The 24,099-nt window shown below is 43.0% G+C and carries 32 protein-coding genes and 1 riboswitch; of the genes, 24 read left to right on the forward strand and 8 right to left on the reverse strand.

From position 1 onward, the window contains the following. Positions 1-185: 185 nt before the first annotated feature. The 8 genes from comGA (at position 186) to LJF29_RS02880 (ending at position 4,377) form a co-directional block, all read left to right on the forward strand. A complete protein-coding gene (gene comGA / locus LJF29_RS02845; protein WP_168748237.1) occupies positions 186-1,256 on the forward strand; it encodes a competence protein ComGA in 1,071 nt (356 codons plus the stop codon). Continuing rightward, on the forward strand, positions 1,243-2,280 hold the full coding sequence (comGB, locus tag LJF29_RS02850; protein ID WP_267495948.1) for a competence type IV pilus assembly protein ComGB: 1,038 nt from the start codon (positions 1,243-1,245) through the stop codon (positions 2,278-2,280). Before comGA ends, comGB begins: the two co-directional genes overlap by 14 nt. A gap of 13 nt (positions 2,281-2,293) precedes the next feature. Beyond that, positions 2,294-2,590, forward strand: coding sequence for a competence type IV pilus major pilin ComGC (gene comGC, locus LJF29_RS02855; RefSeq protein WP_010334925.1), 297 nt, complete (start codon positions 2,294-2,296; stop codon positions 2,588-2,590). Beyond that, entirely contained in the window at positions 2,580-3,011 is a 432-nt protein-coding gene (comGD, locus tag LJF29_RS02860) for a competence type IV pilus minor pilin ComGD (RefSeq protein ID WP_229146859.1), read from the forward strand. Before comGC ends, comGD begins: the two co-directional genes overlap by 11 nt. After that, positions 2,995-3,342 (forward strand): competence type IV pilus minor pilin ComGE, encoded by a 348-nt coding sequence (gene comGE, locus LJF29_RS02865; RefSeq protein ID WP_229146860.1) that lies wholly within the window; start codon positions 2,995-2,997, stop codon positions 3,340-3,342. The genes comGD and comGE overlap by 17 nt, the downstream gene beginning before the upstream one ends. A 1-nt stretch (position 3,343) precedes the next feature. Further along, complete coding sequence (comGF, locus tag LJF29_RS02870) at positions 3,344-3,751, forward strand: competence type IV pilus minor pilin ComGF (RefSeq protein ID WP_324255106.1); 408 nt, start codon at positions 3,344-3,346, stop codon at positions 3,749-3,751. Next, the gene (gene comGG / locus LJF29_RS02875) at positions 3,752-4,126 is read left to right on the forward strand and encodes a competence type IV pilus minor pilin ComGG (protein ID WP_229146861.1); all 375 of its coding nucleotides are present in this window, start codon (positions 3,752-3,754) and stop codon (positions 4,124-4,126) included. 71 nt (positions 4,127-4,197) lie between these two features. Next, positions 4,198-4,377 carry a YqzE family protein gene (locus LJF29_RS02880; RefSeq protein WP_003236949.1) on the forward strand — a complete coding sequence of 60 codons (180 nt, stop codon included), beginning with the start codon at positions 4,198-4,200 and terminating at the stop codon, positions 4,375-4,377. Between the two features lie 42 nt (positions 4,378-4,419). Here the strand turns inward: LJF29_RS02880 and LJF29_RS02885 are convergent, their stop codons facing one another. Continuing rightward, entirely contained in the window at positions 4,420-4,743 is a 324-nt protein-coding gene (locus tag LJF29_RS02885; RefSeq protein WP_229146862.1) for a YqzG/YhdC family protein, read from the reverse strand. A 276-nt stretch (positions 4,744-5,019) separates the two neighbouring features. Here LJF29_RS02885 and tapA point away from each other — a divergent pair, with 276 nt between their 5' ends. From tapA to tasA, 3 genes are all read left to right on the forward strand, one after another. Continuing rightward, positions 5,020-5,781 (forward strand): amyloid fiber anchoring/assembly protein TapA, encoded by a 762-nt coding sequence (gene tapA / locus LJF29_RS02890; protein WP_229146863.1) that lies wholly within the window; start codon positions 5,020-5,022, stop codon positions 5,779-5,781. Further along, a complete protein-coding gene (gene sipW, locus LJF29_RS02895) occupies positions 5,753-6,337 on the forward strand; it encodes a signal peptidase I SipW (protein ID WP_168748228.1) in 585 nt (194 codons plus the stop codon). Before tapA ends, sipW begins: the two co-directional genes overlap by 29 nt. Positions 6,338-6,401: 64 nt before the next feature. Beyond that, positions 6,402-7,187 carry a biofilm matrix protein TasA gene (gene tasA / locus LJF29_RS02900; RefSeq protein ID WP_010334917.1) on the forward strand — a complete coding sequence of 262 codons (786 nt, stop codon included), beginning with the start codon at positions 6,402-6,404 and terminating at the stop codon, positions 7,185-7,187. An 87-nt stretch (positions 7,188-7,274) separates the two neighbouring features. Here the strand turns inward: tasA and sinR are convergent, their stop codons facing one another. From sinR to LJF29_RS02920, 4 genes are all read right to left on the reverse strand, one after another. Continuing rightward, positions 7,275-7,610, reverse strand: coding sequence for a transcriptional regulator SinR (gene sinR, locus LJF29_RS02905; RefSeq protein ID WP_003226345.1), 336 nt, complete (start codon positions 7,608-7,610; stop codon positions 7,275-7,277). 33 nt (positions 7,611-7,643) lie between these two features. Further along, positions 7,644-7,817, reverse strand: coding sequence for an anti-repressor SinI (gene sinI / locus LJF29_RS02910; RefSeq protein WP_010334916.1), 174 nt, complete (start codon positions 7,815-7,817; stop codon positions 7,644-7,646). 179 nt (positions 7,818-7,996) lie between these two features. Further along, positions 7,997-8,791 carry a YqhG family protein gene (locus tag LJF29_RS02915; RefSeq protein ID WP_229146865.1) on the reverse strand — a complete coding sequence of 265 codons (795 nt, stop codon included), beginning with the start codon at positions 8,789-8,791 and terminating at the stop codon, positions 7,997-7,999. Positions 8,792-8,811: 20 nt separating this feature from the next. Beyond that, positions 8,812-10,485 (reverse strand): DEAD/DEAH box helicase, encoded by a 1,674-nt coding sequence (locus tag LJF29_RS02920; RefSeq protein ID WP_229146866.1) that lies wholly within the window; start codon positions 10,483-10,485, stop codon positions 8,812-8,814. 168 nt (positions 10,486-10,653) lie between these two features. Further along, positions 10,654-10,755: riboswitch (glycine riboswitch) on the forward strand. A gap of 173 nt (positions 10,756-10,928) precedes the next feature. On the opposite strand from LJF29_RS02920, the gene gcvT reads away from it, so the two are divergent. From gcvT to gcvPB, 3 genes are read left to right on the forward strand one after another with little or no spacing between them, the layout of a single operon-like run. Continuing rightward, positions 10,929-12,017: a glycine cleavage system aminomethyltransferase GcvT gene (gcvT, locus tag LJF29_RS02925; protein WP_229146868.1), complete on the forward strand. Its 1,089-nt coding sequence runs from the start codon at positions 10,929-10,931 to the stop codon at positions 12,015-12,017. A 27-nt stretch (positions 12,018-12,044) separates the two neighbouring features. Beyond that, positions 12,045-13,391: an aminomethyl-transferring glycine dehydrogenase subunit GcvPA gene (gene gcvPA / locus LJF29_RS02930; protein ID WP_229146870.1), complete on the forward strand. Its 1,347-nt coding sequence runs from the start codon at positions 12,045-12,047 to the stop codon at positions 13,389-13,391. After that, positions 13,384-14,865 carry an aminomethyl-transferring glycine dehydrogenase subunit GcvPB gene (gene gcvPB / locus LJF29_RS02935; RefSeq protein WP_229146871.1) on the forward strand — a complete coding sequence of 494 codons (1,482 nt, stop codon included), beginning with the start codon at positions 13,384-13,386 and terminating at the stop codon, positions 14,863-14,865. Before gcvPA ends, gcvPB begins: the two co-directional genes overlap by 8 nt. Positions 14,866-14,898: 33 nt before the next feature. Here gcvPB and LJF29_RS02940 read toward each other — a convergent pair whose 3' ends face one another. Continuing rightward, complete coding sequence (locus LJF29_RS02940; RefSeq protein ID WP_010334910.1) at positions 14,899-15,279, reverse strand: rhodanese-like domain-containing protein; 381 nt, start codon at positions 15,277-15,279, stop codon at positions 14,899-14,901. Positions 15,280-15,467: 188 nt separating this feature from the next. Here LJF29_RS02940 and lipM point away from each other — a divergent pair, with 188 nt between their 5' ends. From lipM to LJF29_RS02955, 3 genes are all read left to right on the forward strand, one after another. Next, positions 15,468-16,304 carry a lipoate--protein ligase family protein gene (lipM, locus tag LJF29_RS02945; RefSeq protein WP_229146878.1) on the forward strand — a complete coding sequence of 279 codons (837 nt, stop codon included), beginning with the start codon at positions 15,468-15,470 and terminating at the stop codon, positions 16,302-16,304. Between the two features lie 100 nt (positions 16,305-16,404). Next, positions 16,405-16,833 carry a transcriptional regulator MntR gene (mntR, locus tag LJF29_RS02950; protein ID WP_010334908.1) on the forward strand — a complete coding sequence of 143 codons (429 nt, stop codon included), beginning with the start codon at positions 16,405-16,407 and terminating at the stop codon, positions 16,831-16,833. A 126-nt stretch (positions 16,834-16,959) separates the two neighbouring features. Further along, the gene (locus LJF29_RS02955) at positions 16,960-17,835 is read left to right on the forward strand and encodes a patatin-like phospholipase family protein (protein WP_010334907.1); all 876 of its coding nucleotides are present in this window, start codon (positions 16,960-16,962) and stop codon (positions 17,833-17,835) included. Here the strand turns inward: LJF29_RS02955 and LJF29_RS02960 are convergent. Both LJF29_RS02960 and LJF29_RS02965 read right to left on the reverse strand, forming a co-directional pair. Beyond that, positions 17,832-18,227: an SA1362 family protein gene (locus LJF29_RS02960; protein WP_229146880.1), complete on the reverse strand. Its 396-nt coding sequence runs from the start codon at positions 18,225-18,227 to the stop codon at positions 17,832-17,834. The two genes, LJF29_RS02955 and LJF29_RS02960, sit on opposite strands and share 4 nt — an antisense overlap. Positions 18,228-18,266: 39 nt before the next feature. Continuing rightward, positions 18,267-19,220, reverse strand: a complete 954-nt coding sequence (locus LJF29_RS02965; protein WP_229146881.1) for a DUF1385 domain-containing protein — start codon at positions 19,218-19,220, stop codon at positions 18,267-18,269. Between the two features lie 230 nt (positions 19,221-19,450). Here LJF29_RS02965 and LJF29_RS02970 point away from each other — a divergent pair, with 230 nt between their 5' ends. From LJF29_RS02970 to spoIIIAB, 7 genes are all read left to right on the forward strand, one after another. Then, positions 19,451-19,984, forward strand: a complete 534-nt coding sequence (locus tag LJF29_RS02970) for a YqhR family membrane protein (protein WP_229146883.1) — start codon at positions 19,451-19,453, stop codon at positions 19,982-19,984. A gap of 87 nt (positions 19,985-20,071) precedes the next feature. After that, a complete protein-coding gene (gene aroQ, locus LJF29_RS02975) occupies positions 20,072-20,512 on the forward strand; it encodes a type II 3-dehydroquinate dehydratase (RefSeq protein ID WP_010334903.1) in 441 nt (146 codons plus the stop codon). A gap of 2 nt (positions 20,513-20,514) precedes the next feature. Then, positions 20,515-21,576, forward strand: coding sequence for an aminopeptidase PapA (gene papA / locus LJF29_RS02980; protein WP_229146884.1), 1,062 nt, complete (start codon positions 20,515-20,517; stop codon positions 21,574-21,576). 24 nt (positions 21,577-21,600) lie between these two features. Beyond that, positions 21,601-22,158, forward strand: coding sequence for an elongation factor P (efp, locus tag LJF29_RS02985; RefSeq protein ID WP_024122022.1), 558 nt, complete (start codon positions 21,601-21,603; stop codon positions 22,156-22,158). 143 nt (positions 22,159-22,301) lie between these two features. After that, a complete protein-coding gene (locus tag LJF29_RS02990; protein WP_010334901.1) occupies positions 22,302-22,583 on the forward strand; it encodes a YqhV family protein in 282 nt (93 codons plus the stop codon). 75 nt (positions 22,584-22,658) lie between these two features. Continuing rightward, on the forward strand, positions 22,659-23,582 hold the full coding sequence (gene spoIIIAA / locus LJF29_RS02995) for a stage III sporulation protein AA (protein WP_229146886.1): 924 nt from the start codon (positions 22,659-22,661) through the stop codon (positions 23,580-23,582). Then, positions 23,576-24,091 carry a stage III sporulation protein SpoIIIAB gene (spoIIIAB, locus tag LJF29_RS03000; RefSeq protein ID WP_229146887.1) on the forward strand — a complete coding sequence of 172 codons (516 nt, stop codon included), beginning with the start codon at positions 23,576-23,578 and terminating at the stop codon, positions 24,089-24,091. The genes spoIIIAA and spoIIIAB overlap by 7 nt, the downstream gene beginning before the upstream one ends. Positions 24,092-24,099 lie beyond the last annotated feature (8 nt).

Raw genomic sequence — 24,099 nt, forward strand, 5'->3', positions numbered from 1 at the left:
CATTTAATCTCTTTTCATATCCTTATTAAAATCGAAAATCATGTGTTAAATAAAGCTGAATTTCTATTTTGATAGGGATAAATGATTTTTTTAGGTTGTAAATAGATCAGAAAATCACATTTTCTTTGTTTGATTACTATGTCTTCTTTTTTCTACAATACGCTTTGAAAGGAGAGGGAATCAAATTGGATTCGATAGAAAACATAAGTAGAACCTTAATTGAAGAGGCGTATAAGACGAAGGCCTCTGACATTCACATTGTGCCAAGGGAACGGGACGCGATCATCCATTTTCGGGTTGACAATGCATTGCTGAAAAAGCGAAACATGAAAAAAGAAGAGTGTGTAAGGCTCATTTCTCATTTTAAGTTTCTCTCAGCTATGGACATTGGGGAGAGAAGAAAGCCGCAAAGTGGATCGCTTACTCTAAAATTAAAAGAGGGTGACGTTCACTTAAGGATGTCAACGCTCCCGACAATTAACGAAGAAAGCCTCGTCATCAGAGTGATGCCTCAGTATAATATCCCTTCGATTGATAAACTGTCTTTATTCCCACAGACAGGAGCCACCTTGCTTTCATTTTTAAAACACTCCCACGGCATGCTGATTTTTACCGGACCAACAGGCTCTGGGAAAACAACAACGTTATATTCTCTGATTCAATATGCAAAAAAACATTTTAATCGAAACATTGTCACACTTGAAGATCCAGTGGAAACGAGGGATGAAGATGTTCTTCAGGTGCAGGTGAATGAAAAAGCCGGTGTCACATACTCCACAGGGCTGAAGGCTATTTTGCGCCATGACCCCGATATGATCATCTTAGGTGAGATTAGAGATGCTGAAACAGCCCAAATCGCGGTGCGGGCAGCGATGACTGGTCATTTAGTGCTGACGAGCCTTCATACGAGAGATGCCAAGGGCGCGATTTACAGGCTGCTTGAATTTGGCATTAATATGAATGAAATCGAGCAGACAGTTATTGCGATAGCGGCTCAGCGTTTAGTTGATTTGGCTTGCCCGTATTGTGAAAACGGATGTTCTTCAGTGTATTGCCGACTGTCACGAAACATAAGGAGAGCAAGCGTATACGAGCTGCTATACGGGAAAAACCTTCAGCAGTGTATTCAGGAAGCAAAAGGGGACAATGCAAATTACCAATATCAAACGCTGCGTCAAATTATAAGAAAAGGGATTGCGCTCGGCTATTTAACGACAAATAACTATGACCGGTGGGTTTATCATGAAACAGATTAGAAAAGTTTGGCCGTTAAAGGATCAAGCCTATTTACTGAAAAGGCTGGGGGAAATGACAGCGGGCGGATACAGTCTTTTAGACGGGTTGCGCCTAATGCAGCTGCAAATGAATAAAAGGCAGCTGGCGGACTTGGCTGCCGCAATAAGACGGCTGAGAGAAGGAGAATCGTTTTACCATGTATTAAAGAGCTTGTCATTTCATAAGGAAGCCATTGGTATTTGTTATTTTGCTGAAACACATGGAGAATTGCCGGCTTCCATGATTCAGAGCGGAGAGCTGCTGGAACGAAAAACAGCGCAGGCAGAGCATATTAAAAGGGTGCTGAGATATCCTCTTTTTCTCATCTTTACCGTTGGTGTCATGCTCTATATGCTGCAAAACATCATCATCCCTCAGTTTTCCGGTATTTATCAATCGATGAATGTAGAAACTTCACGCACAACAGGCATCATTTTTGCGTTTTTTCAGCACCTTGATGCCGTCTTCATATTAATGGCCATTTTGGCCGCAGGGATAGGTCTTTATTATTGGTTTGTGTTTAAGAAAAAATCCCCTGACCGCCAAATGCACATTTGCGTAAGTATTCCTCTGTTTGGAAAGCTGGTCAGGCTGTTTAACAGCTACTTTTTTTCTTTACAGCTGAGCAGTCTTCTGGCATCAGGACTTTCTATTTATGACAGTTTGAAAGCATTTAGACATCAAACGTTTCTTCCTTTCTACCGCCACGAAGCTGAACAAATGATTGAACAGTTAAAAGCCGGTGAAACCATTGAAACTGCTTTAGACAAACACCCTTTTTACGAAAGTGATTTTTCAAAAGTAATATCTCATGGCCAGCTAAGCGGCCGTTTGGACCGGGAACTCTTCACGTACAGTCAGTTTATATTGCAGCGGCTTGAGGACAAGTCACAAAAATGGACAGGCATTCTTCAGCCCATTATTTATGGATTTGTAGCAGCGATGATTTTAATTGTGTATTTATCGATGCTCCTGCCTATGTATCAGATGATGAATCAAATGTGAAAGGAAGAGGCTGATGAATGAGAAAGGGTTTACACTTGTGGAGATGCTAATCGTGCTCTTTATTATTTCTATTTTGCTATTGATCACCATACCGAATGTAACAAAACATAATCAAACCATTCAGAAAAAAGGCTGTGAAGGCCTGCAAAACATGATAAAGGCGCAGGTAACAGCATATGAACTCGATCATGACGGGAAGACACCAAGCCTCGGCGATTTACAGGCAGAAGGCTATGTGAAAAAGGATGCGGTTTGTCCAAATGGAAAGCAAATTATCATTACCGGCGGGGAGGTTAAGGTTGAACATTAAATTAAAAGGAGAAGCTGGCTTCACCCTTTTAGAAAGCCTGCTTGTTTTAAGCCTCGCCTCTATTATGCTGATTGCGGTGTTTACCACGCTTCCTCCTGTTTATGAAAATACAGCTTTACAGCAGACAGTATCACAGTTGAAAAACGATATTTTACTTGCGCAGCAGACTGCAATTTCCAATCATCAAAGAACAAAAATTCTTTTTCAAGAGAAAAAATATCAAGTAATCATAGGTGACACTGTTATAGACCGTATTTATGATAATGGTCTTTTAGCAGAGACACTGACACTAAAAGACCGATTGGAATTTAATGAGAAAGGGCACCCGAATATAGGCGGAAAAATACGTATAAAAGGGCATGCCGCCTATGACATTACAGTTTATTTAGGGAGCGGAAGAGTCAATGTGGAGAGAAAATAAAGGCTTTTCTACAATTGAAACAATGTCTGCCCTCAGCATATGGCTGTTTATGCTTCTGACAATTGTGCCGATGTGGGATAAGCTGATAGCTGATGAACATATAGCGGAGTCGAGAGAAATTGGTTATCAGCTTGTCAATGAAAGCATAGGCCAATATATGCTGACAGGGGCAGGAAATTCATCAAAGACTGTTTCAATGAACAATAACAAATACTCGATGACATGGGAGGAGGAGGGAGAATATCAAAACGTATGTATCTCATCAGACGCCTATAAAGACAAGCCATTTTGCCTCAGCATTTTGCGGACAGACTGGCTATACGCTTCTTAATGTGCTATTTTCGCTTTCTGCTTATTTGCTCATATCAGGATCGTTAGCGATGTTCTTTCATCTATTTTTGGCACGTCAACAGGAGAATGAGGGCTTCATGCAGCGAGAATGGATCATTTCGGTAGAGCAGATCATGAATGAGTGCAAGCAGTCGCAGACTGTGCAGACAGCTGAGCATGGCAGCGTCTTAATCTGCAGAAATCTGTCTGGGCAAGAGGTCCGTTTTGAAATCTACTATTCAATGATCAGGAAAAGAGTAGACGGGAAAGGGCATGTTCCGATTCTTGGCCATATTAAAACAATGAAAGCAGAGGTTAGAAAAGGGATGCTTTGGCTGAAAGTCAAGAGTGAGAATGATAAAGAGTATCAAACCGCTGTTCCGGTATATACGTCATTAGGTGGTGGGTGAATGCACTGCTCAAAAGGGTTTATCTATCCAGCCGTTCTTTTTACATTTGCCCTTGTGATGCTGGTTGTGAATTACACCGCCTCTCAATTTGTTTCCCGCCATATGTTTGAGAAGGAAACAAAAGAGTATTACACAGGAGAAAATCTGCTGCAAAATGGTGCGCTTCTATCCATCAGGCATATTCTTGAGCACAGACAAGGCCAAAAGGGTTCACAGCAGCTTCCATATGGACAGGTTTCTTATGACATTCGCGAAACAACCATAAAAGAACAGCAAGAAATCACCCTCAAAGCCATCACAGAGTCGGGAACAGAAAAAAGCGCCAAGCTGCTGTTCGATCAAAATCAGAAAAAACTGCTGAGCTGGACAGAATAAACCAGGGGGATGTGTATAAAAAAAGTCGTGTGAGCCAACACTTCATAATAACTGAATGATGAGGTGATCACGTGAAAACGAATGATTATGTCAAATATATGACTCAGCAATTTGTAAAATATATAGACACTCCGAAAGATGAGCGAAAAGAACGAAAAGAGGTTCGAAAAGAAACAAAAACGCCGGCTTCTCAGCATTGGTTTGGAATTTTGCCTTATGGTTTTAGGCTATGGCTGAAAAGAAAAAAATAAATTGCACCAATATAACGAACAAGGTCCTTCACATGGAGGACCTTATTGATATTCTTCTAAAATTGCAATTTTATTCACCTTTTGACTATAAGGATCGAATGAAATCGTGACAAACACGCCGAATTCCTTTGAGCCTTCTCTCAGGGTTAAATGATATTGCTTCACAGCTTCGTCTTTTCTTTTGCGGTCCCAAACTTTTTGTTTAACCAGTACCTGTGCGAGCGGGTACCTTTTTTTTGCTTCTTTTACAGCAAGCTCTTCCCATTTTGACATGTGGCGGGCGGATACAAGCGGCCCTTCTTCTGCTTGAGCGGCAGCGGTGCTGAAACCTAGAAGAGACAGACAAATTACACATTGTTTGATCATAAGCCGTCACCCTTTCTTTGTTGTTTATTATTGCCAATTGTTAACCTGATATGCGTTTAATTTCTCACATAACAATCCCAAAAAATTCAAAAAAATTAAAAATGTGAGCAATATTGAGTAAGGCTATGCAATATGATGAAAACATTCTCTTAAACGAACAAAATGGCGGATTTTGGTGTTTTTCAATCCGTCACTCGTTGATTATACTCAATTTGTGCGGTTCTTAAAAGAGAACGATTGTCACATCTAGTTACAGTGTTTTACAGGAGGTAAGGTATGTTTCGATTGTTCCGCAATCAGCATAAGGCTAAGATGAAACTGAGATTGCTGCTTGTTTTTCAGCTTTCAGCCATATTCAGTCTGACAGCCGCGATATGCTTACAATTTACCGGAGATACAAGCGCTGCTTTTCATGATATTGAAAACTTGGATGTTTCGCTTCAAACGTGTGAGAACTTTCAGCATACAGATAAAAACTGTCATTATGATAAACGGTGGGACCAAAGTGATTTACACGTGGTGAATCAAACAGATACAAAAGGTACTGTCTGTTCACCTGTCAGTCTATTTGCCGAGCTGGAAAACAGAGGCGAGAAACTTAAGAAATCGAAATGGAAGTGGGAGCTTCATAAACTGGCAAACACCAGCAAACCGCTAAAAGACGGGAACGTAATAGATAAAGGATACGTTTCCAACCAAATAGGCGAATCACTTTACAACATTGAAACAAAGAAAAAAGTGAAATCTGGCATTTATGCGTTTAAAGTATATAAACCGGCCGGCTATCCGGCGGACGGCAGCAAGTATGAGTGGTCTGAACCAATGACAATTGGGAAGTGTGACGAAAAACCGACAGCACCGAAAAAGGAAAGTCAGCAGGCTGCGAAAACTCAGCACAATCAAGCAGAAAGTGACAGAAGAGAAGAAGCAGATAAAGAAAAAACAGCTGACAAAGACGTAACTGAAGACAAAGAAAATCAACAAGTTCAGAAGGAAAGCGGGGAAGAGGATGAAAAAAGCATTAAAGCTGATCAGTAATATCCTTTACGTTATCATCTTTACTCTGATTATTGTGCTAACGCTTGTTGTGATATCAACACGTTCATCCGGGGGAGAGCCGGCAGTATTCGGATACACGCTGAAATCAGTACTGTCTGGCTCAATGGACCCTGAATTTAAAACAGGCTCATTAATTCTCGTGAAAGAAATCACAGATGTGAAAAAGCTCCAAAAGGGAGACGTAATCACATTTATGCAGGATGCAGACACTGCGGTAACCCATAGAATTATTGATATTACAAAGCAAGGCGATCATTTGTTATTCCAAACAAAAGGGGATAATAATGCTGCAGCGGATTCTGCGCCTGTGTCGGATGAGAATGTCCGCGCGCAATATACAGGTTTTCAGCTTCCTTATGCCGGCTACATGCTTCATTTTGCCAGTCAGCCGATCGGCACTGCTATTTTACTGATTGTTCCAGGCGTTATGCTGCTGATCTACTCCTTTGTGACAATCAGCAGTGCGATCAGAGAGATTGAAAGAAAGACGAAAGCATTGGAAACAGAGACAAAGGACAATACGATGTCCACTTAACATCAGTTGTAAACCTGGCAACAGGTTTCGATAATATAATCATTCAATAAAAGGGGAGTTTACCATGGGTATGAAAAAGAAATTAAGTTTAGGAGTTGCATCAGCAGCACTAGGATTAGCATTAGTAGGAGGAGGAACATGGGCAGCATTTAACGATATTAAATCAACAGATGCTACATTTGCATCTGGTACGCTTGACTTAGCAGCTAAAGAAAATTCTGCAAGTGTCAACTTATCAAATCTAAAGCCGGGAGACAAATTGACGAAAGATTTCCAATTTGAAAATAACGGCTCACTTGCGATCAAAGAGGTATTAATGGCCCTGAATTATGGGGAATTTAAAGCCAACGGCGGAAGTAATACATCTCCAGAAGATTTTCTCAGCCAGTTTGAGGTTACATTATTGACAGTCGGCAAAGAGGGAGGCAACGGCTATCCGAAAAACATCATTTTGGATGATGCCAACCTCAAAGACTTATATTTAATGTCCTCTAAGCATGATGCTACGGCGACTGAAAAAATTAAAAAACAAATTGATCCTAAATTCTTAAACGCAAGCGGAAAAGTCAATATAGCGACAATTGACGGTAAAACCGCTCCTGAATATGATGGTGTTCCAAAAACACCAACCGATTTTGACCAGGTTAAAATGGAAATTCAATTTAAAGACGATAAAACAAAAGATGAAAAGGGACAAATGGTTCAAAATAAATATCAAGGCAACTCTTTACAGCTTCAATTCTCATTCGAAGCTACACAGTGGAATGGCTTGACAATCAAAAAGGAACATACTGATAAAGACGGTTACATTAAAGAAAATGAAAAAGCGCATAGCGAGGATAAACATTAATAGAAAAAAGAGGTGGCTCAGTACATGCGTACTGAGCCATTCCTTATGTTCATTGACAAAAGAGGAGTAAGTGCCTCTTCTCAGACACTACTCCTCTTTTTGAGATTTTCTCCATTTTTGATAATCTAAAAATTCACGAAATTGTTTTTTCGATACCCCAGATGTCATTGCATCGCGAACCAATTTCTCCCATTCACTATCTAATTGACCATCGTATTCGGTTTCATGTTTTTCATCGAGCAAAGTATGAACCGAGACGTCCAGAACAGCGGAGACTTTTTCGAGAAATTGAATGGAGGGGTTCGTTTGTAGATTTCGTTCTATTGAGCTTAAATAAGACTTCGCTACCCCAGCTTTTTCTGCTAGTTCTGATAGTGAGTAGCCTTTTTCTTTACGGTATTGTTTAATACGCTGGCCAATCAATGTCATCACCTTCCTTGTGATATTATAGCACATTCAGAAAGGATTTACGGTATGACTTCTGGCTGCCGGACCAGGATAAGCAGACTTTTTGTTTAAAAGTAAATATTTGCGTATTTCCTCAGGGCTGATATTTGCTTCTCTGGCTTCCATCATTAATTCAACCCATTCTTGATCCAATTCGAAGTGCTCTTGTTTTGCATTTTTCATGCAGTTTCTCCTCCTAAAATACTTGTTTATGTATTTCAGCCAGTCCGGCCATGATGTACGCCTTCTGTGATCTCTGGAAGTCATTTTCCAATTGTATAGCCAGAATTTTTTTCCAATATACCTTTATTATAATAGCATTTTTCCAAAAAAAACGAGAACGATGTCGAATATGAAAAAAGTTAGCTCGAAATATTATTTTGCAGAAAAAATAATCCGCCATTCTCGATCTGAACTGATATCTTTGGTTGATACAAGGCTTTTAACGCCTGTTTTTCAAGGTGGTACTCTTCTGGTTTTTCTTCTGTATGCTCATAAAACTGATCAAGCAATTTCATATCGTTTTGCCACCTGTTTACCGCCTGCTCTGCCCAGTCTGACGGTTCTTGCATAGCGGCCTGGGTAATATAGCTCTCCATCCGCTTAAGACCGCTTTCAGGTTTAATCATAGGCGATATGGTGAAACAATAGTCACATATTTGTGATGTCAATGAAAGCTGTATGAGCTTGCTTTGAAAATCTTCAATCATGGTTCCAGAGACAAGGTGAAGACCTAGTGACAATAGCTTATCCTTTTTCATGTCGGACTGGTATGAAATCATGACATTTATACCAAGCCAAGGCTGAAGCGGAATTTTCGCTCCGCCTGATTCAATTTTCTCATACATTCTGGTAAATCTCCCATTTTGTTTAACAGCTTTAAATATTTGAAATAGACGTGGCGCCCCGAAATAAATAAATTCGCCATCTAGGTCTTTTGGAGCAGTCTCTTTATCTGTAATGAACGTTATTTTCATCGGATTCGGGTCACCCCCGGTCTTCTCGCGCCAGTGCCAGTAAAAAGGCCGATTCATGATCTGTTTGTCCATTTCAACGGTAAGCTGCACCGTCATGTAACCGGGGCCTTGGTCGATGATCGGACAGCTGTTTGCCTGGAAAAAACGAAGCAGAAATTGATGAACCTCTTGCTGTCTCACTTGTAAAACCTCCTTTTCGGCTAAGAACCTCTTTTTTCAGCGGGCTGCTGTTTTTTATATGACAAAAATGAGGTTAAGTTGTCCATTTTAATTTTCATTTCTTCTTCGGTTGCCGAATGGTACAAAATATCATGCAGGTGCTCTTCAAAATTGTTGACTTGAATTTTTGTTAAAATGTCATCAAGCTCGCCGACCACTTTTTCAAATAAATGAATTTTTTCATATAAAAGCTTTAAAATATGCTCTTCAACTGTATGTTTGGTAGCCATGTTATAAATATGAACATCACGCTCCTGCCCGAGCCTGTGGATTCTTCCGATTCTTTGTTCAAGCCGCATCGGATTCCATGGCAGGTCATAGTTAATCATGTGATTGCAAAACTGCAGGTTGATCCCTTCGCCGCCTGCTTCAGTTGCAATCAGCACTTGAATTTTCCCGCGGAAAAGATCCTTCATCCAGTCTTTTTTTCCGCGTTTAAATCCGCCTCTGAACGGCACAGAGCTGATGCCGTGTTGCTGAAGAAACCACTGCAGATAAATTTGAGTGGCACGGTATTCTGTAAAAATAATGACTTTATCGTCTATCTTTTTAATCAGATCAACGACTTGATTGGCTTTCGAATTTTGCGTCACTTGATTGATGCGGTCCATTAATATAGAAATGGTGTGTTCATCAATGGCTGGTGCCTGTTTATCTTTTTGGTCGAGCATTTTTTTCAGTGTCATGTACACAGCTTCCCTGCTTGAACAGCATTCTCTTTGGAGTGTCATAATGGAGAACATGCTGGCCGGTTTGTTAATGCTTTCTTTCAGACGGGAAATTTCATCGTAAAGCGCCTGCTCTGATGGAGAAAATTCAATCGGCACTGTTTCGACGCGGCGCTGCTTCCAATTCAGCCCGGTGTCATGCCGCCTGTTGCGAATCATGACTTTATTCACTAGGTCTTTTAAGTGATCATGCGCTTCTAAGCTGGATTTCTTTTTAGAAAACATTTCTTGAAAGTGATTCTGATTGCCTAAATGACCAGGCTTTAATAAGGAAACCAAATTGAAAATTTCTTCAACACGGTTTTGGATTGGCGTCGCGGTCAGCAACAGGCAGTATTTTTTTACAAGATTCCGGACAAATTCATAGTTCTTGGTTTTGCTATTTTTCAGCTTGTGGGCCTCATCAATAATGACGAGATCATATGGGATTGACAGCACAATTTCCCGGTGGGGCGAACGCTTTGCAGTATCGATGGAGGACACGACGATATCGCACTGCTCCCACACATAGCTTTTCTTTTGCTCAACAGCCGGGATCAAAAATTTTTCCTGAAGCTCATTTACCCATTGCGAAACAAGAGAAGCTGGCACAAGGATCAGAATTTTTTTGGCTAAGCCGCGAATCATATATTCTTTTAGAATCAGTCCAGCCTCAACAGTTTTGCCGAGCCCCACTTCATCTGCTAAAATCGCTTTTCCGTTCATTTTTTCAACGACCTTCTGCGCAACCTCAAGCTGATGGGGAAGCGGCGTAAAGGAAGGGAGATATAATGGAGCCCGCAAGCCTTCAAATTCAGGAATCGCCAATGTTTTCTGAATTTCTGATGAAAGCTTGTACAGCTCCCAGTTTGACCACGGACCGTCGTTATTCAGTCTATCGGCAAATTCTTCAGGCCATTTTGTATCATATGTTATTTCTGCATTCATTGCTGTGAAACCGCCTTTCATATTCTTCAATTTTTAAAATGTACAATATAAGAAAAATCCGCCCAAATTGCTGTTGCCCCGCATATAGTGATGATGGTAGGATATGAGTATGTATTTGATGTAAGATATTGCTATAGTATGTCCATAACAGCATGAAAATATGAGCGAATGACAGCAAGGGGAGAGACCTGACCGAGAAAACCGGGATACAGGCGCCGAAGGAGCAAGCTGCGGAGTGAATCTCTCAGGCAAAAGAACTCTTGCTCGACGCAACTCTGGAGAGTGTTTGTGTGAAATGCGCAAGCCACCAAAGGGGACGTCTTTGCTATTGCAAAGTAAACTTTCAGGTGCCAGGACAGAGAACCTTCATTTAATATGAGGTGTTTCTCTGTCCTTTTTTGTATGTGTTTTTAGCTGCGCCGTTGAAAAAGGGGAGGAATTTGATGCTGAAAAGAACGCCGTTATTTGAATTGTATAAGGAATATGGAGGGAAGACGATTGATTTTGGAGGCTGGGAGCTTCCCGTTCAATTTTCTTCTATCAAAAAAGAACACGAGGCTGTCCGAACAGCAGCCGGGCTGTTTGATGTTTCTCATATGGGTGAAGTCGAAATCAAAGGGAATGACAGTCTGTCTTTTTTACAAAAGCTGATGACAAATGATGTATCCGCGTTAAAAACCGGCCGTGCGCAATATACCGCGATGTGCTACCCGGATGGCGGCACCGTTGATGATTTACTCATCTATCAAAAATCTGAAAACCGCTATTTGCTTGTCATAAATGCTTCTAATATAGATAAAGATCTTGCTTGGCTCAAAGAACACGCAGCAGGAGATGTCCAGATTGACAATTTGTCAGATCAGATCGCGCTTCTGGCCGTGCAGGGTCCGAAAGCAGAAACAATCTTGAAACATATGACAGCTGCAGAAGTGTCTGCTTTAAAACCATTTGCATTTATTGATGAAGCTGATATCAGCGGTTGCAAAGCACTGATTTCGCGCACCGGCTATACGGGTGAAGACGGGTTTGAAATTTACTGCCGCGCTGATGACGCCGTCCGAATTTGGAAACAAATCATTGAAGCAGGTGAAGAACACGGGCTTGTGCCATGCGGTCTAGGCGCACGTGATACACTCAGATTTGAAGCGAAGCTCCCGCTCTATGGCCAGGAGCTGACTCGGGACATCACGCCGGTTGAAGCAGGTATAGGCTTTGCCGTAAAACACAAAAAAGAGTCTGATTTTTTCGGTAAGTCTGTATTGAGTGAACAGAAAGAAAATGGGGCGAAACGAAAGCTCGTGGGTCTTGAAATGATTGAAAAAGGAATACCGAGACACGGATATGAAGTGTTTCAAAGCGGCAAGTCCGTCGGAAAGGTAACCACAGGCACCCAGTCACCGACATTGGGGAAAAACGTCGGCCTTGCCTTGGTGGATGCTGAAGCGAGTGAGATCGGAACTGTTGTAGAAGTGGAGATTCGCAAAAAATTAGTAAAAGCAAAGGTAGTTAAAACACCTTTTTATAAACGCTAAAATTTTTCTTTGGAGAGGGGTCAACACATGAAGCACCGCTATTTGCCCGCGACAGAAAATGATAAACAGGAAATGCTTGATGCCATCGGCGCAAACACGATCGATGATTTATTCGCTGATATACCGGAGAACGTCAGATTTAAAAAAGAGTATCAAATCAAAAAGGCAAAATCAGAAACGGAATTAACAAAAGAACTGACAAAGCTGGCATCTAAAAACTGTGATACCGTTCAATACGCATCTTTCTTAGGCGCCGGTGTATATGATCATTATCAGCCGATTATTGTGGATCATGTCATTTCAAGGTCTGAGTTTTATACAGCATATACGCCATATCAGCCGGAAATTTCTCAAGGGGAGCTTCAGGCAATTTTCGAGTTTCAAACGATGATTTGTGAATTAACAGGAATGGATATCAGCAACTCTTCTATGTATGATGGTGGCACAGCTTTGGCGGAAGCTGCGATGCTTGCCTCCGGACATACGAAAAAGAAAAAAATCGTGGTGTCCACAACCGTGCACCCTGAATCGAGAGAAGTGCTGAAAACCTATGCAAAAGGACAATATATTGAAGTTGTTGAAGTCCCTGCTGCCAATGGAGTGACTAATCTTGATGCTTTACGCGAAACTGTTTGTGACGATACGGCAGCAGTCATTGTGCAGTACCCAAACTTTTTTGGGCGGGTTGAGCCGTTGAAGGATATTGAGCCGATCGCTCATCAGGGGAAATCCATGTTTATTGTCTCAGCCAATCCGCTTGCATTGGGACTTCTGACCCCGCCGGGCGCTTTTCAGGCTGATATTGTGGTTGGCGACGCACAGCCATTCGGGATTCCTTCAGCATACGGCGGACCCCATTGCGGATTTTTTGCCGTCACGAAAAAATTAATGAGAAAGGTGCCGGGCCGCCTCGTCGGACAAACGGAGGATGAAAACGGAAAAAGAGGTTTTGTGCTTACCTTGCAAGCCAGAGAGCAGCATATTCGCAGGGATAAGGCGACCTCAAACATCTGCTCGAACCAGGCATTAAACGCACTGGCTGCTTCCGTCGCCATGACGGCTCTCGGGAAAAACGGCGTAAAAGAAATCGCCCGCCAAAATCTCTTCAAAGCCAATTATGCTAAGCAAGAAGCGAAAAAAGCAGGGCTCACCGTAATGTTTGATGGGCCCATGTTTAACGAATTCGTCATCAAACTTGATGAACCTGTGAAATCGGTAAACCAAAGATTGCTGACAAATGGGATCATCGGCGGCTACGATTTGGGTCTGACGTATCCGGAGCTTGACCGCCATATGCTTATTGCCGTAACAGAGCTGAGAACAAAAGAAGAAATTGACGCACTCATTCAGGAATTGGGGGATCGCCATGAATAATCAGGATCAGGCACTTATTTTTGAGCTTTCAAGAGAAGGCCGTGTCGGCTACAGTCTGCCGGAGCTTGACGTACCGGAAATGAAAGTGGAGGACCTCTTGTCAGACAGCTATATCCGTGATGAGGACGCAGAGCTGCCGGAGGTTTCTGAGCTGGATATTATGCGGCATTACACAGCGTTGTCCAGACGGAACCACGGGGTTGATTCGGGCTTTTATCCGCTCGGTTCCTGTACAATGAAATACAATCCGAAACTGAATGAAAAAATCGCGCGGATTTCCGGTTTTGCCGCGATTCATCCTCTTCAGGACGAAGACACAGTGCAAGGCGCTTTGGAGCTTTTATATGACTTAAGCAAGCATCTCGAAGAAATTACGGGAATGGATGAGGTCACGCTTCAGCCCGCGGCGGGTGCGCATGGTGAATGGACGGGACTGATGATGATCCGCGCTTATCATGAGGCGCGCGGAGATATGAAACGGACAAAGGTCATTGTCCCCGATTCAGCTCATGGGACAAATCCTGCTTCTGCAACAGTTGCCGGTTTTGAAACGGTTACGGTGAAATCGAATGAAAACGGACTTGTTGATTTAGAGGATTTAAAAAGAGCGGTGAATGAAGAAACCGCAGCTCTTATGCTGACGAATCCGAATACACTCGGATTATTTGAGGAGCAGATCACTGAGATGGCGGAGATCGTTCACCAAGCCGGAGGAAAGCTGTATTATGACGGTGCTAATTTAAATGCCGTGTTAAGTAAAGCGAGACCCGGTGATATGGGATTTGATGTGGTGCATCTTAATTTGCATAAAACCTTCACAGGGCCTCACGGCGGAGGCGGTCCGGGTTCAGGTCCGGTTGGCGTAAAAGAAGATCTGATTCCTTATCTGCCAAAACCTGTTTTAATCAAAAAAGAAGGCCGGTTTACTTTTGATTATGACCGCCCTCATGCGATCGGCCGTGTTAAGCCTTACTACGGCAACTTCGGCATCAATGTCAGAGCGTATACGTATATCCGTTCTATGGGCCCAGACGGATTAAAAGCCGTTACTGAAAACGCGGTGCTGAACGCCAACTATATGATGAGAAAGCTTGCCCCTTATTACGATCTGCCGTTTGACCGCCATTGTAAGCACGAATTTGTTTTGTCAGGGAAACGCCAGAAAAAGCTTGGGGTGCGCACGCTGGATATTGCAAAACGGCTGCTCGATTTTGGGTATCATCCGCCTACGATTTATTTCCCGCTGAATGTTGAGGAATGCATCATGATTGAGCCGACAGAGACAGAATCCAAGGAAACGCTGGATGCGTTTATTGATGCTATGATCCAAATTGCGAAAGAAGCAGAGGAAACTCCGGAGCTCGTACAGGAGGCACCGCATACAACAATCGTCAAAAGAATGGATGAAACGAAAGCAGCCAGGCAGCCTGTACTCAGATATGAGAAAAACGTAAGCAGTGAACTTGTAAATTAAAAAACAGCTGTCTGATATCAGACAGCTGTTTTTTTAATTTTTGGCTTTAATTTTTCCGCCCCATTTTTTAAAGCCGCCCTTAAGATTATAAATCTCAGTGCAGCCGTTTTTGCGCAGGGTTTGTGCCGCGCGTCCGCTGCGGACACTGTTCTGGCAGTACAGATAGACAGGCTTGTCCGGACGGATTTCATTTTTTCTCTGTTTCAGCTGAGAAAGCGGGATGTTACGGGCGCCTAAAATATGTCCGCCATCAAATTCATTCGGTTCACGAACGTCGATAAGCTGCGCTTTGCGGTAACCTGCGCGGAATTCTTCTTCCGTAAGTGTTTTCATAATTCGCTGCTGATAGACATATGAAGCAATCATATAGACGATAAACGCAGCAAAAATAATTAAAACGATCATATTAGACAATGTGATTCTACTCCTTTAACGTATAAAATCAAAACCCTGCTTCTTTAAACAAGGCATAGAGACGTTTTCGACAAATACTATTATAGTAAAGCCCGGCGCGATTGTCATCCATAATGGAATTAAAATATTTTCATTTTCCCGGCAGTTTGTTAAACTGATTCTATTAAAACGGTAAGGAAGGTCTCAAAATGGAAAAAGAAACTTGGCGGTTTATAGACTCAGGAAATGCAAGCCCGGCTTTCAATATGGCGCTTGATGAAGCGCTTTTATATTGGCACAGTGAGAAGAAAATTCCTCCGGTCATCCGTTTTTACGGCTGGAATCCGGCGACACTTTCTGTGGGATATTTTCAAAATATTAAAAAGGAAATCAATTTTGAAGCAGTACATAAGTATAATCTTGGATTTGTCAGACGCCCGACCGGAGGAAGAGGGGTGCTCCACGATCAGGAATTGACATACAGTGTAATCGTTTCTGAGGATCATCCGGAAATGCCGGCGACTGTAACCGAGGCATATCGGGTTATTTCGGAAGGCATACTTCAAGGCTTTAGAAATCTTGGTCTTGACGCTTATTTTGCCATTCCGAGAACCGAAAAAGAAAAAGAAAGCTTAAAGAACCCGCGGTCATCCGTTTGTTTTGATGCGCCGTCCTGGTATGAGCTCGTTGTCGAGGGACGTAAGGTGGCGGGAAGCGCGCAAACGAGACAAAAAGGCGTCATCCTTCAGCACGGATCCATTCTGCTTGATTTGGATGAGGATAAGCTGTTCGATCTATTTTTGTATCCGAGTGAAAGAGTCAGAGAGCGGATGCAGCGCAATTTTAAAAATAAAGCGGTTGCGATTAATGAACTCACCGATCACCCGGTGACGATGGACGATGCACGCAAGGCTTTTAAATCCGGATTTGAAAAAGGTTTGAATATTCACTTGGAGCCATACGAACTATCTCAAGAAGAACTTGATTTTGTTCAGGACTTGGCAGAAACAAAATATGCTTCTGATGAATGGAATTATAAGCGGTAAAAAGGGCTTTTGGGCCTGCAGAGCATCCTTGTTTTTTCAAGTTCATTAGTGTAAACTTGTAATGATTTATAAAGTTAAGGTGCTTTTTGGGAGGGTTTCGATGACGACACCAAGTATGGAAGATTACATTGAACAGATTTATATGCTGATTGAAGAAAAAGGATATGCAAGGGTTTCTGATATCGCGGAAGCATTGGCAGTCCATCCCTCCTCTGTAACAAAAATGGTTCAAAAACTAGATAAAGACGAATATTTAATTTATGAAAAATATCGCGGTCTCGTGCTAACGTCTAAAGGAAAGAAAATAGGCAAACGGTTAGTATACAGACATGAATTGCTTGAGCAGTTTTTAAGAATCATTGGTGTTGATGAAGAGAAAATATATAACGATGTTGAAGGAATTGAGCATCATTTAAGCTGGAACAGCATTGATCGCATCGGTGATCTTGTTCAATATTTTGAAGAAGACGATGCGCGTAAAAAAGAGCTAAAATCAATTCAAAAGAAAACAGAACATCATAATCAGTAAAAAGGCGGGTCTCAAAGGAGGCCGCCTTTTTTTGATGAAATGCGCCCTGCTTCATTCATTGGTCTATTTCTTCGTGTTTTTTCTTAAAATGATAGTAAACCATCGGATGGAGGGGGAGGGTATGGGATGTATATTGACGGTGTGTTTTCTGGCGGAGGGGTAAAAGGCGTGGCGCTTGCCGGCGCGTATGAAGCGCTTGAAGAAAAAGGCTTCCGCTTTGCACGGCTTGCCGGCACAAGCGCCGGCGCCGTTATTGCCGCTTTTATTGCATCAGGTTATTCAAGTAAGGAAATTCACGCTTTGATTGAAGAAGCGGACGGAGAGAGCCTGCTGGACCAGCGATACTCATTTCTCCCCTTAAAAATGCTTCAATGGGTGTCCATTTATTGGCGTCTGGGCTTGTTTAAAGGAGACATGTTAGAAAAGTGGATTGCTGACCTTTTAAGAGTGAAAGGCGTGCGGGTTTTTGGCGATTTGAAAAAAGGCTCTTTGCGTCTCATCGCTTCGGATCTGACTAACGGCACAATGATCGTGCTGCCCGACGACTTGGTCCGCTACGGGTTAAATCCGGATATGTTTCCGGTTGCCAGAGCGGTAAGAATGAGCTGCAGCATTCCCTATTTTTTTGAACCAATAAAATTAAAAACAGATACAGGAATCGCCACAGTTGTGGATGGGGGCGTTTTAAGCAATTTTCCCATATGGCTGTTTTCCAAAGAAAGAAAACGACCTGTCATCGGGGTGACGCTAGCGCCGAATGAAAGGGAACGGCCGAAAAAAAATATCCGGAACGCTTTTGAACTGTTTGGCGCACTGTTTGAAACGATGAAGGATGCGCATGACGCAAGACACATCGCGTCACGCTATGAGCAAAATATCATTTTTCTTCCCGTTGACAACGTGATGGCGACCGAATTTCATTTAACACAACAAAAAAAACTAGCCCTGATTGAGCTAGGTAAAAGTCGGACAGAGCAGTTTTTAAAGCAGTGGACCTATTAAAAAAGCGCTCTGTTTTTCTTTTTATTTTTTTTCCCTTCTATGACAGTCAGCTGCGTCTGGCTTTTTTTCTTGAGAATCATCGGCTTAGGCTTGCTGGCGCTTGGAACGCTTCGCAGGTGGCTCACCCGTCCCTTATGCCCGGCGCGGTGCTTTGCTTTTTGTTCTTTCAGCCGACGCTGCGATTGTTTGGCCGCTTTTTTAAAAGCCGCTCCTTCACTGCCAGTATTTCGATTCATTACATATTTCACAATAAAATAAATAATGATACCTGCCAGGATGACGGTTATCGCCATTTTGGCCATTTCTCCGGGATTGGTTACCAGCACATAGAGAAAACCGAACGCTCCCAGCGCAATTAATACAGCAATAATAGGTTGTACACGATGATTCATAACTGTCCACCTCCGAAAGTAATAGCAGGGCAACGGATATTAGATGACGTTGTGAGAAGGCTGCTTTTTTTGTTCAGATCTTTCTTCGAGTCTGAGAAGCTCGTTAAAGCTTTCGATTGCAACTTCAACTTGGTCATCCTTAGGTTCTTTAGTCGTTAACAGCTGAAGCCAGAGGCCCGGGTATCCGAGACATTTCAAACCGGGTATATCACGCACTTTATTTGTCAGCTGCAGAACTTCAAAGGAAATCCCAAGTACAACCGGTATGAGCGCGACACGATCTATAACACGCAACCAAAGCGGATCTGTCGGAACAAGCAAGTATACAAACATACCGACAATAATGGTAAATAAAATAAAGCTGGACCCGCAGCGGTAATGAAGCCGTGATTGATTTTGAACGTTCTCTACAGTAATTGGCAAATTCTGTTCGTAACAGTTTATGACCTTATGTTCGGCTCCATGATATTGAAACACTCTTTTAATCAGCGGTGTCAGGGATAAAAAATAAATATAACCGAGCAGCAAAATCAATTTGAACAGACTTTCAACTGCGATTTGCGCTGTGTCCGATGGAAAAACCGGTCTTGTCAGTTCAGCTAAGAAAACAGGAACCAATGTAAATACGAATTTACTGAACAAAAATGATAAGACGCCGATCACTGCGAGGCTGAGATACATTGACAGTCCCGAGGATTTTTTTTCTTCCTTAAGCGTCTCGTCCTCAGACGGATCAAGTCCGTAGCGCTCACTCGAAAAATTCAAATGCTTTGTGCCGTTAGCGCTCGCTTCAATAATAGCTGCGATCCCTCTTATAAATGGTATTTTTTTTACCATGTTCAGCTTCGGATTGTGTTTCCGGGGAAGCTTGAAGAAATCAATGCTTCCGTCTGTTCTTCTGATGGCCGTAACGTAATGGTGTTTTCCGCCAAACATAACGCCTTCCACAACCGCCTGCCCGCCGTAAGCGGGCGGGATTTTATGTTTTGACATATTCATCAACCTGCCTATTTCTTTAGGATTGCTAACCATTTCCTTTCACTCTATTGTACAGGAAACAGCGCTAAACCTCTAGATTGACAGGCTCAAAATTTACCAGCGCCTAGCTTTTTCTACATGCAGTATACCCGTTAATTTCAAATTTTACTCGCTTCTGTCAAAATGTGTGAGCTTTTTTATTGACATTTCATTTTTTGGGCACACTTTAACAAGGAGGTGCCGTTATGACAAGTGAAAAAAATACAGATCAAAACAAACAAACAAAAGAGGATCAGGGACCGCCTGTGCCAATGGGCGGCAGGGTAGCGGCGACGGGTTTTTGCGGAGGCGTATTATGGAGTTTCGTCGGTTATATCGCCTACTTATTTCATTTTTCCGAAATCAGCCCCAATATGATATTGCAGCCGTTCGTGCTCGGAGAGTGGAAAAAACATGGTTTAGGAACGATTATCAGCATTATTGTGATTGGCATCATTTCGATTGGCGGGGCGTTTCTTTATTATCTTCTCTTGAAACGCCTGAAAACGATGTGGCCTGGTATTTTATACGGCTTGCTGCTTTGGCTGCTCGTGTTTTTTGTGTTTAACCCGATTTTCCAAGATGTGCGTGCCGTAACTGAATTGAAATCAGATACGATTATTACAACGATTTGCATCTATCTGCTTTACGGGCTGTTTGTCGGCTATTCCATTTCATTTGAATACAATGAGCTGAACTCGGAAAAGCTGGCACGTGCGCTGGGAACACAGAGAGAATAGTGTATTATCCTTTTCTGTTATGATAAAATGTTCACGAGAAGTGAACATTTTTTACATGAGAAACCCTAGCGAAAAGGAGAGAGCCGTGTGCCTCATTTTTTGATTTTGAACGGCCCGAATGTCAATCGGCTGGGGAAGCGTGAGCCGGATGTATTTGGCCGTCACACCCTGACAGATATTGAAACAGATCTTTTTCAATTTGCTGAAGCCTTACATATTCAGCTTACTTTCTTCCAGTCTAATCATGAAGGCGATTTGATAGACGCCATACACGAGGCTGAGGAACAATATGATGGAATTGTTTTGAACCCGGGCGCGCTGAGCCATTACAGCTATGCCATCAGGGATGCTGTTTCAAGCATCAGTCTTCCTGTGGTAGAGGTGCATTTATCAAACTTATACGCCAGAGAAGAATTCAGACATCAGTCAGTGATCGCTCCTGTTGCGAAAGGGCAGATTGTCGGCCTTGGATCTGAAGGCTACAAGCTTGCTGTTCGCTATTTATTAAGCCAGCAAGGGGGAGAATAAAGATGAAACTTGAGAAATTAAGAAACTTGTTCGAACAGCTGGGGATAGACGGAATGCTGATTACAAGCAGCATCAATTTGCGCTATATGACCGGTTTTACAGGGTCAGCGGGCTTAGCTGTCATATCCGGGGACAGGGCTGCGTTTATTACAGATTTCCGTTATACGGAGCAGGCGAAGGTTCAGGTAAAGGGCTTTGAAATCATCGAGCACGGCGGCAGCCTGATTCAAACAACTGCCGACACAATTGAAAAATTCGGCATCAAACGCCTTGGTTTTGAACAAAACAGTATGACCTACGGTACATACGCGTCATATAACGCGGTTATCAGTGAGGCTGAATTAGTGCCTGTAGCTGAATCCGTGGAAAAGTTGCGCTTGATTAAGTCTAATGAAGAGATTAAGATATTAGAGGAAGCTGCGAAGATTGCAGATGATGCTTTCAGCCATATCTTGACGTTTATGAAACCCGGCATTTCTGAAATAGCTGTTGCCAATGAATTGGAATTTTATATGAGAAACCAAGGAGCGGACAGCTCTTCTTTTGATATGATTGTTGCCTCAGGCCTTCGGTCAAGCCTTCCCCATGGGGTGGCGAGTGACAAACTGATTGAAAGCGGGGATCTTGTTACGCTGGATTTTGGCGCTTACTATAAAGGATATTGTTCTGACATTACCCGTACGGTCGCTGTAGGCCAGCCAAGTGATCAATTGAAAGAAATTTATCAGGTCGTATTTGATGCTCAGGCACGTGGCGTCGAACAAATTAAGCCGGGCATGACAGGCAAAGAGGCTGACGCCCTGACAAGGGATCATATCGCTGCAAAAGGCTACGGTGAGTACTTCGGCCATTCAACCGGGCATGGGCTCGGCATGGAAGTTCATGAGTCGCCGGGGCTGTCCGTCAGATCTTCAGCTATCCTTGAACCGGGCATGGTGGTTACAGTGGAGCCGGGCATTTACATACCAGAAACAGGCGGTGTCCGAATTGAAGATGACATCGTAATTACAGAAAACGGCAACCGGACAATTACCCATTCCCCAAAAGAACTCATTATTTTGTGATTGGAATATAGGAGGACATTAAACATGATTTCAGTAAACGATTTCCGTACAGGATTAACAATTGAAGTGGATGGCGGCATTTGGCGCGTTGTTGACTTCCAGCACGTAAAACCGGGTAAAGGCGCGGCATTTGTTCGTTCTAAACTTCGCAACCTGCGTACCGGTGCCATTCAGGAAAAAACATTCCGTGCTGGTGAAAAAGTGGCAAAAGCGCAAATCGAAACAAAAACAATGCAATACTTATATGCGAACGGAGACCAGCACGTGTTCATGGATACAAGTTCTTATGAACAGCTTGAACTGAGTGAAACTCAAATTGAAGAGGAATTAAAATATCTGCTTGAAAATATGTCTGTACACATCATGATGTACCAAGATGAAACACTCGGTATCGAACTACCGAACACGGTTGAGCTGAAAGTGGTAGAGACTGAACCTGGTATTAAAGGTGATACAGCATCAGGCGGTACAAAACCAGCGAAAACCGAAACTGGTCTTGTTGTAAACGTGCCGTTCTTTGTCAATGAAGGCGACACACTTGTAGTCAACACATCAGATGGTTCTTACGTTTCAAGAGCGTAAGGAGAAAAAAGAGGCCTGTTCCCAATTGGGAGCAGGCTTTTTTTGTACGCAAAAACAGAATCTTTCTTTTATACGAAAATGGCAAGACTACTTCCACAAGCTAGAGCATATCATATAAAAAAATGGGAGGTTGGGAGAGTGCTATGAAATTTTTTCTTGGAAATATCAATTCTACTGTTTTGACAATGGCTGGATTGCGAGTTTTATCCTCCATGATTGAGCTGACGGCCGCGATTGTGATGCTTGTGACAAATGATGTCCGCAAAGCGGTTGTGGTCAACAGCATTCTTGCTATTGTCGGTCCGCTGATTTTTATCATTACCATGACTGTGGGAATCTACCAAATTGCCGGGCAGCTGTCATACGCAAAGCTGATCTTGATTTTTACGGGTGTCGTGTTGATTTTAGCGGGTGTCCATAAATAAAGAGAGGCTTGTCATAAAGTCTGCCTCACATCATACATTTTAAAGAAGCCGATCGGTAGAAAGGAGGAGACTCTGTTGAATGAAATTGCTGACGTTCTCCCTGAATCCATGAAAAACGCCCTTTCTGAAATACCGGAACATCAATGGCTGGAAATCGAAGAAATCAGAATTCGGGTTAACCGCCCTGTTGAACTGATACGAAAAGGACAACCTCTTTTTTTGTCCTATGCGTGTACGGCCGAGGATGCCCATCTGATCCTTAGCCGGCTGAGCAATTATAGTATGTATACGCTCGAAGAAGAGCTGAAGAAAGGGTATGTCACCATTAGGGGCGGTCACAGAGTCGGACTTGCAGGCAGAGTCATTACAGAAAACGGAGGAGTGAAGGGTCTCCGTGACATTGCGTCTTTTAATATAAGAATTGCCCGGCAAAAGCTCGGAATTGCAGAGCCGCTGCTGCCTTATCTGCATCAAAACGGCTGGTTGAATACATTGATTATCGGTCCGCCGCAAACCGGTAAAACAACCCTGCTTCGGGATCTTGCCAGACTTGCGAGCAGCGGCAAGAACCGCATTGCGCCCGTAAAGACTGGCATCGTCGATGAACGCTCAGAAATTGCCGGGTGCCTGCGCGGCATTCCGCAGCATCAATTCGGACAGAGAATTGACGTGTTAGATGCCTGCCCGAAGGCAGAGGGGCTGATGATGATGATCCGTTCCATGAGTCCCGAGGTGATAATTGTCGATGAAATCGGAAGAGCGGAGGATACAGACGCACTTCTCGAGGCGCTGCATGCCGGTGTCTCGGTCATCGTATCCGCGCATGGCTGGAGTATTTCTGATCTAATGAAGCGGCCTTCATTAAAGCGTCTGTGGGAAGAAAAAGCCTTTGACCGCTATTTGGAATTATCCAGAACGAAGGGGCCGGGCACGATAAGCCGTATTTATGACAAAGATGGAAACGTGCTTTCGGGAACGAGGGACGTGAAGACATGCTGAAGCTGTTAGGCGCTGTATTCATAGTAGCTGCGACAACATGGACAGGTTTCGAGACGGCGAAAATTTATACAGAACGGCCGAGGCAAATCCGTCAGCTGCGTGCGGCGCTCCAATCCCTTGAGGCAGAAATCATGTACGGCCATACACCGCTTCATACAGCTTCGCAGCAGATCGCAAAACAGCTTGCGCAGCCTGTTTCGGCTCTATTTCTCAGTTTTAGCGAACAGCTGGAAAAAGGCAGTGATTCCGCTAAAACGGCATGGGAGCAAAGCTTAAAGAAAGTGTGGGACAACATGTCACTGAAAAAAGCTGAATATGATGTGCTGAAGCAATTCGGCGAGACGCTTGGGATTCACGATCGAATCTCACAACAAAAACATATCAAGCTGGCACTTACACACTTAGAGGCCTCGGAAGCGGATGCTGCGCAGGCACAAGCGAAAAATGAAAAGATGATAAAAAGTTTAGGCTTTTTAGCGGGCTTGTTACTCATTCTTCTATTGATGTAAACGTGAGG

Source organism: Bacillus sp. LBG-1-113, from assembly GCF_020708615.1.
Lineage (GTDB): Bacteria > Bacillota > Bacilli > Bacillales > Bacillaceae > Bacillus > Bacillus mojavensis.

Coding starts and splice junctions, on each gene's coding strand:
- comGB (WP_267495948.1), top strand. CDS start 1,243: ATGAAACAGATTAGAAAAGTTTGGCCGTTAAAGGATCAAGCCTATTTA.
- comGC (WP_010334925.1), top strand. CDS start 2,294: ATGAATGAGAAAGGGTTTACACTTGTGGAGATGCTAATCGTGCTCTTT.
- comGE (WP_229146860.1), top strand. CDS start 2,995: ATGTGGAGAGAAAATAAAGGCTTTTCTACAATTGAAACAATGTCTGCC.
- comGG (WP_229146861.1), top strand. CDS start 3,752: ATGCACTGCTCAAAAGGGTTTATCTATCCAGCCGTTCTTTTTACATTT.
- LJF29_RS02885 (WP_229146862.1), bottom strand. CDS start 4,743: ATGATCAAACAATGTGTAATTTGTCTGTCTCTTCTAGGTTTCAGCACC.
- tapA (WP_229146863.1), top strand. CDS start 5,020: ATGTTTCGATTGTTCCGCAATCAGCATAAGGCTAAGATGAAACTGAGA.
- sipW (WP_168748228.1), top strand. CDS start 5,753: ATGAAAAAAGCATTAAAGCTGATCAGTAATATCCTTTACGTTATCATC.
- tasA (WP_010334917.1), top strand. CDS start 6,402: ATGGGTATGAAAAAGAAATTAAGTTTAGGAGTTGCATCAGCAGCACTA.
- sinI (WP_010334916.1), bottom strand. CDS start 7,817: ATGAAAAATGCAAAACAAGAGCACTTCGAATTGGATCAAGAATGGGTT.
- LJF29_RS02920 (WP_229146866.1), bottom strand. CDS start 10,485: ATGAATGCAGAAATAACATATGATACAAAATGGCCTGAAGAATTTGCC.
- gcvT (WP_229146868.1), top strand. CDS start 10,929: ATGCTGAAAAGAACGCCGTTATTTGAATTGTATAAGGAATATGGAGGG.
- gcvPA (WP_229146870.1), top strand. CDS start 12,045: ATGAAGCACCGCTATTTGCCCGCGACAGAAAATGATAAACAGGAAATG.
- gcvPB (WP_229146871.1), top strand. CDS start 13,384: ATGAATAATCAGGATCAGGCACTTATTTTTGAGCTTTCAAGAGAAGGC.
- lipM (WP_229146878.1), top strand. CDS start 15,468: ATGGAAAAAGAAACTTGGCGGTTTATAGACTCAGGAAATGCAAGCCCG.
- mntR (WP_010334908.1), top strand. CDS start 16,405: ATGACGACACCAAGTATGGAAGATTACATTGAACAGATTTATATGCTG.
- LJF29_RS02955 (WP_010334907.1), top strand. CDS start 16,960: ATGTATATTGACGGTGTGTTTTCTGGCGGAGGGGTAAAAGGCGTGGCG.
- LJF29_RS02960 (WP_229146880.1), bottom strand. CDS start 18,227: ATGAATCATCGTGTACAACCTATTATTGCTGTATTAATTGCGCTGGGA.
- LJF29_RS02965 (WP_229146881.1), bottom strand. CDS start 19,220: ATGTCAAAACATAAAATCCCGCCCGCTTACGGCGGGCAGGCGGTTGTG.
- LJF29_RS02970 (WP_229146883.1), top strand. CDS start 19,451: ATGACAAGTGAAAAAAATACAGATCAAAACAAACAAACAAAAGAGGAT.
- papA (WP_229146884.1), top strand. CDS start 20,515: ATGAAACTTGAGAAATTAAGAAACTTGTTCGAACAGCTGGGGATAGAC.
- efp (WP_024122022.1), top strand. CDS start 21,601: ATGATTTCAGTAAACGATTTCCGTACAGGATTAACAATTGAAGTGGAT.
- LJF29_RS02990 (WP_010334901.1), top strand. CDS start 22,302: ATGAAATTTTTTCTTGGAAATATCAATTCTACTGTTTTGACAATGGCT.
- spoIIIAB (WP_229146887.1), top strand. CDS start 23,576: ATGCTGAAGCTGTTAGGCGCTGTATTCATAGTAGCTGCGACAACATGG.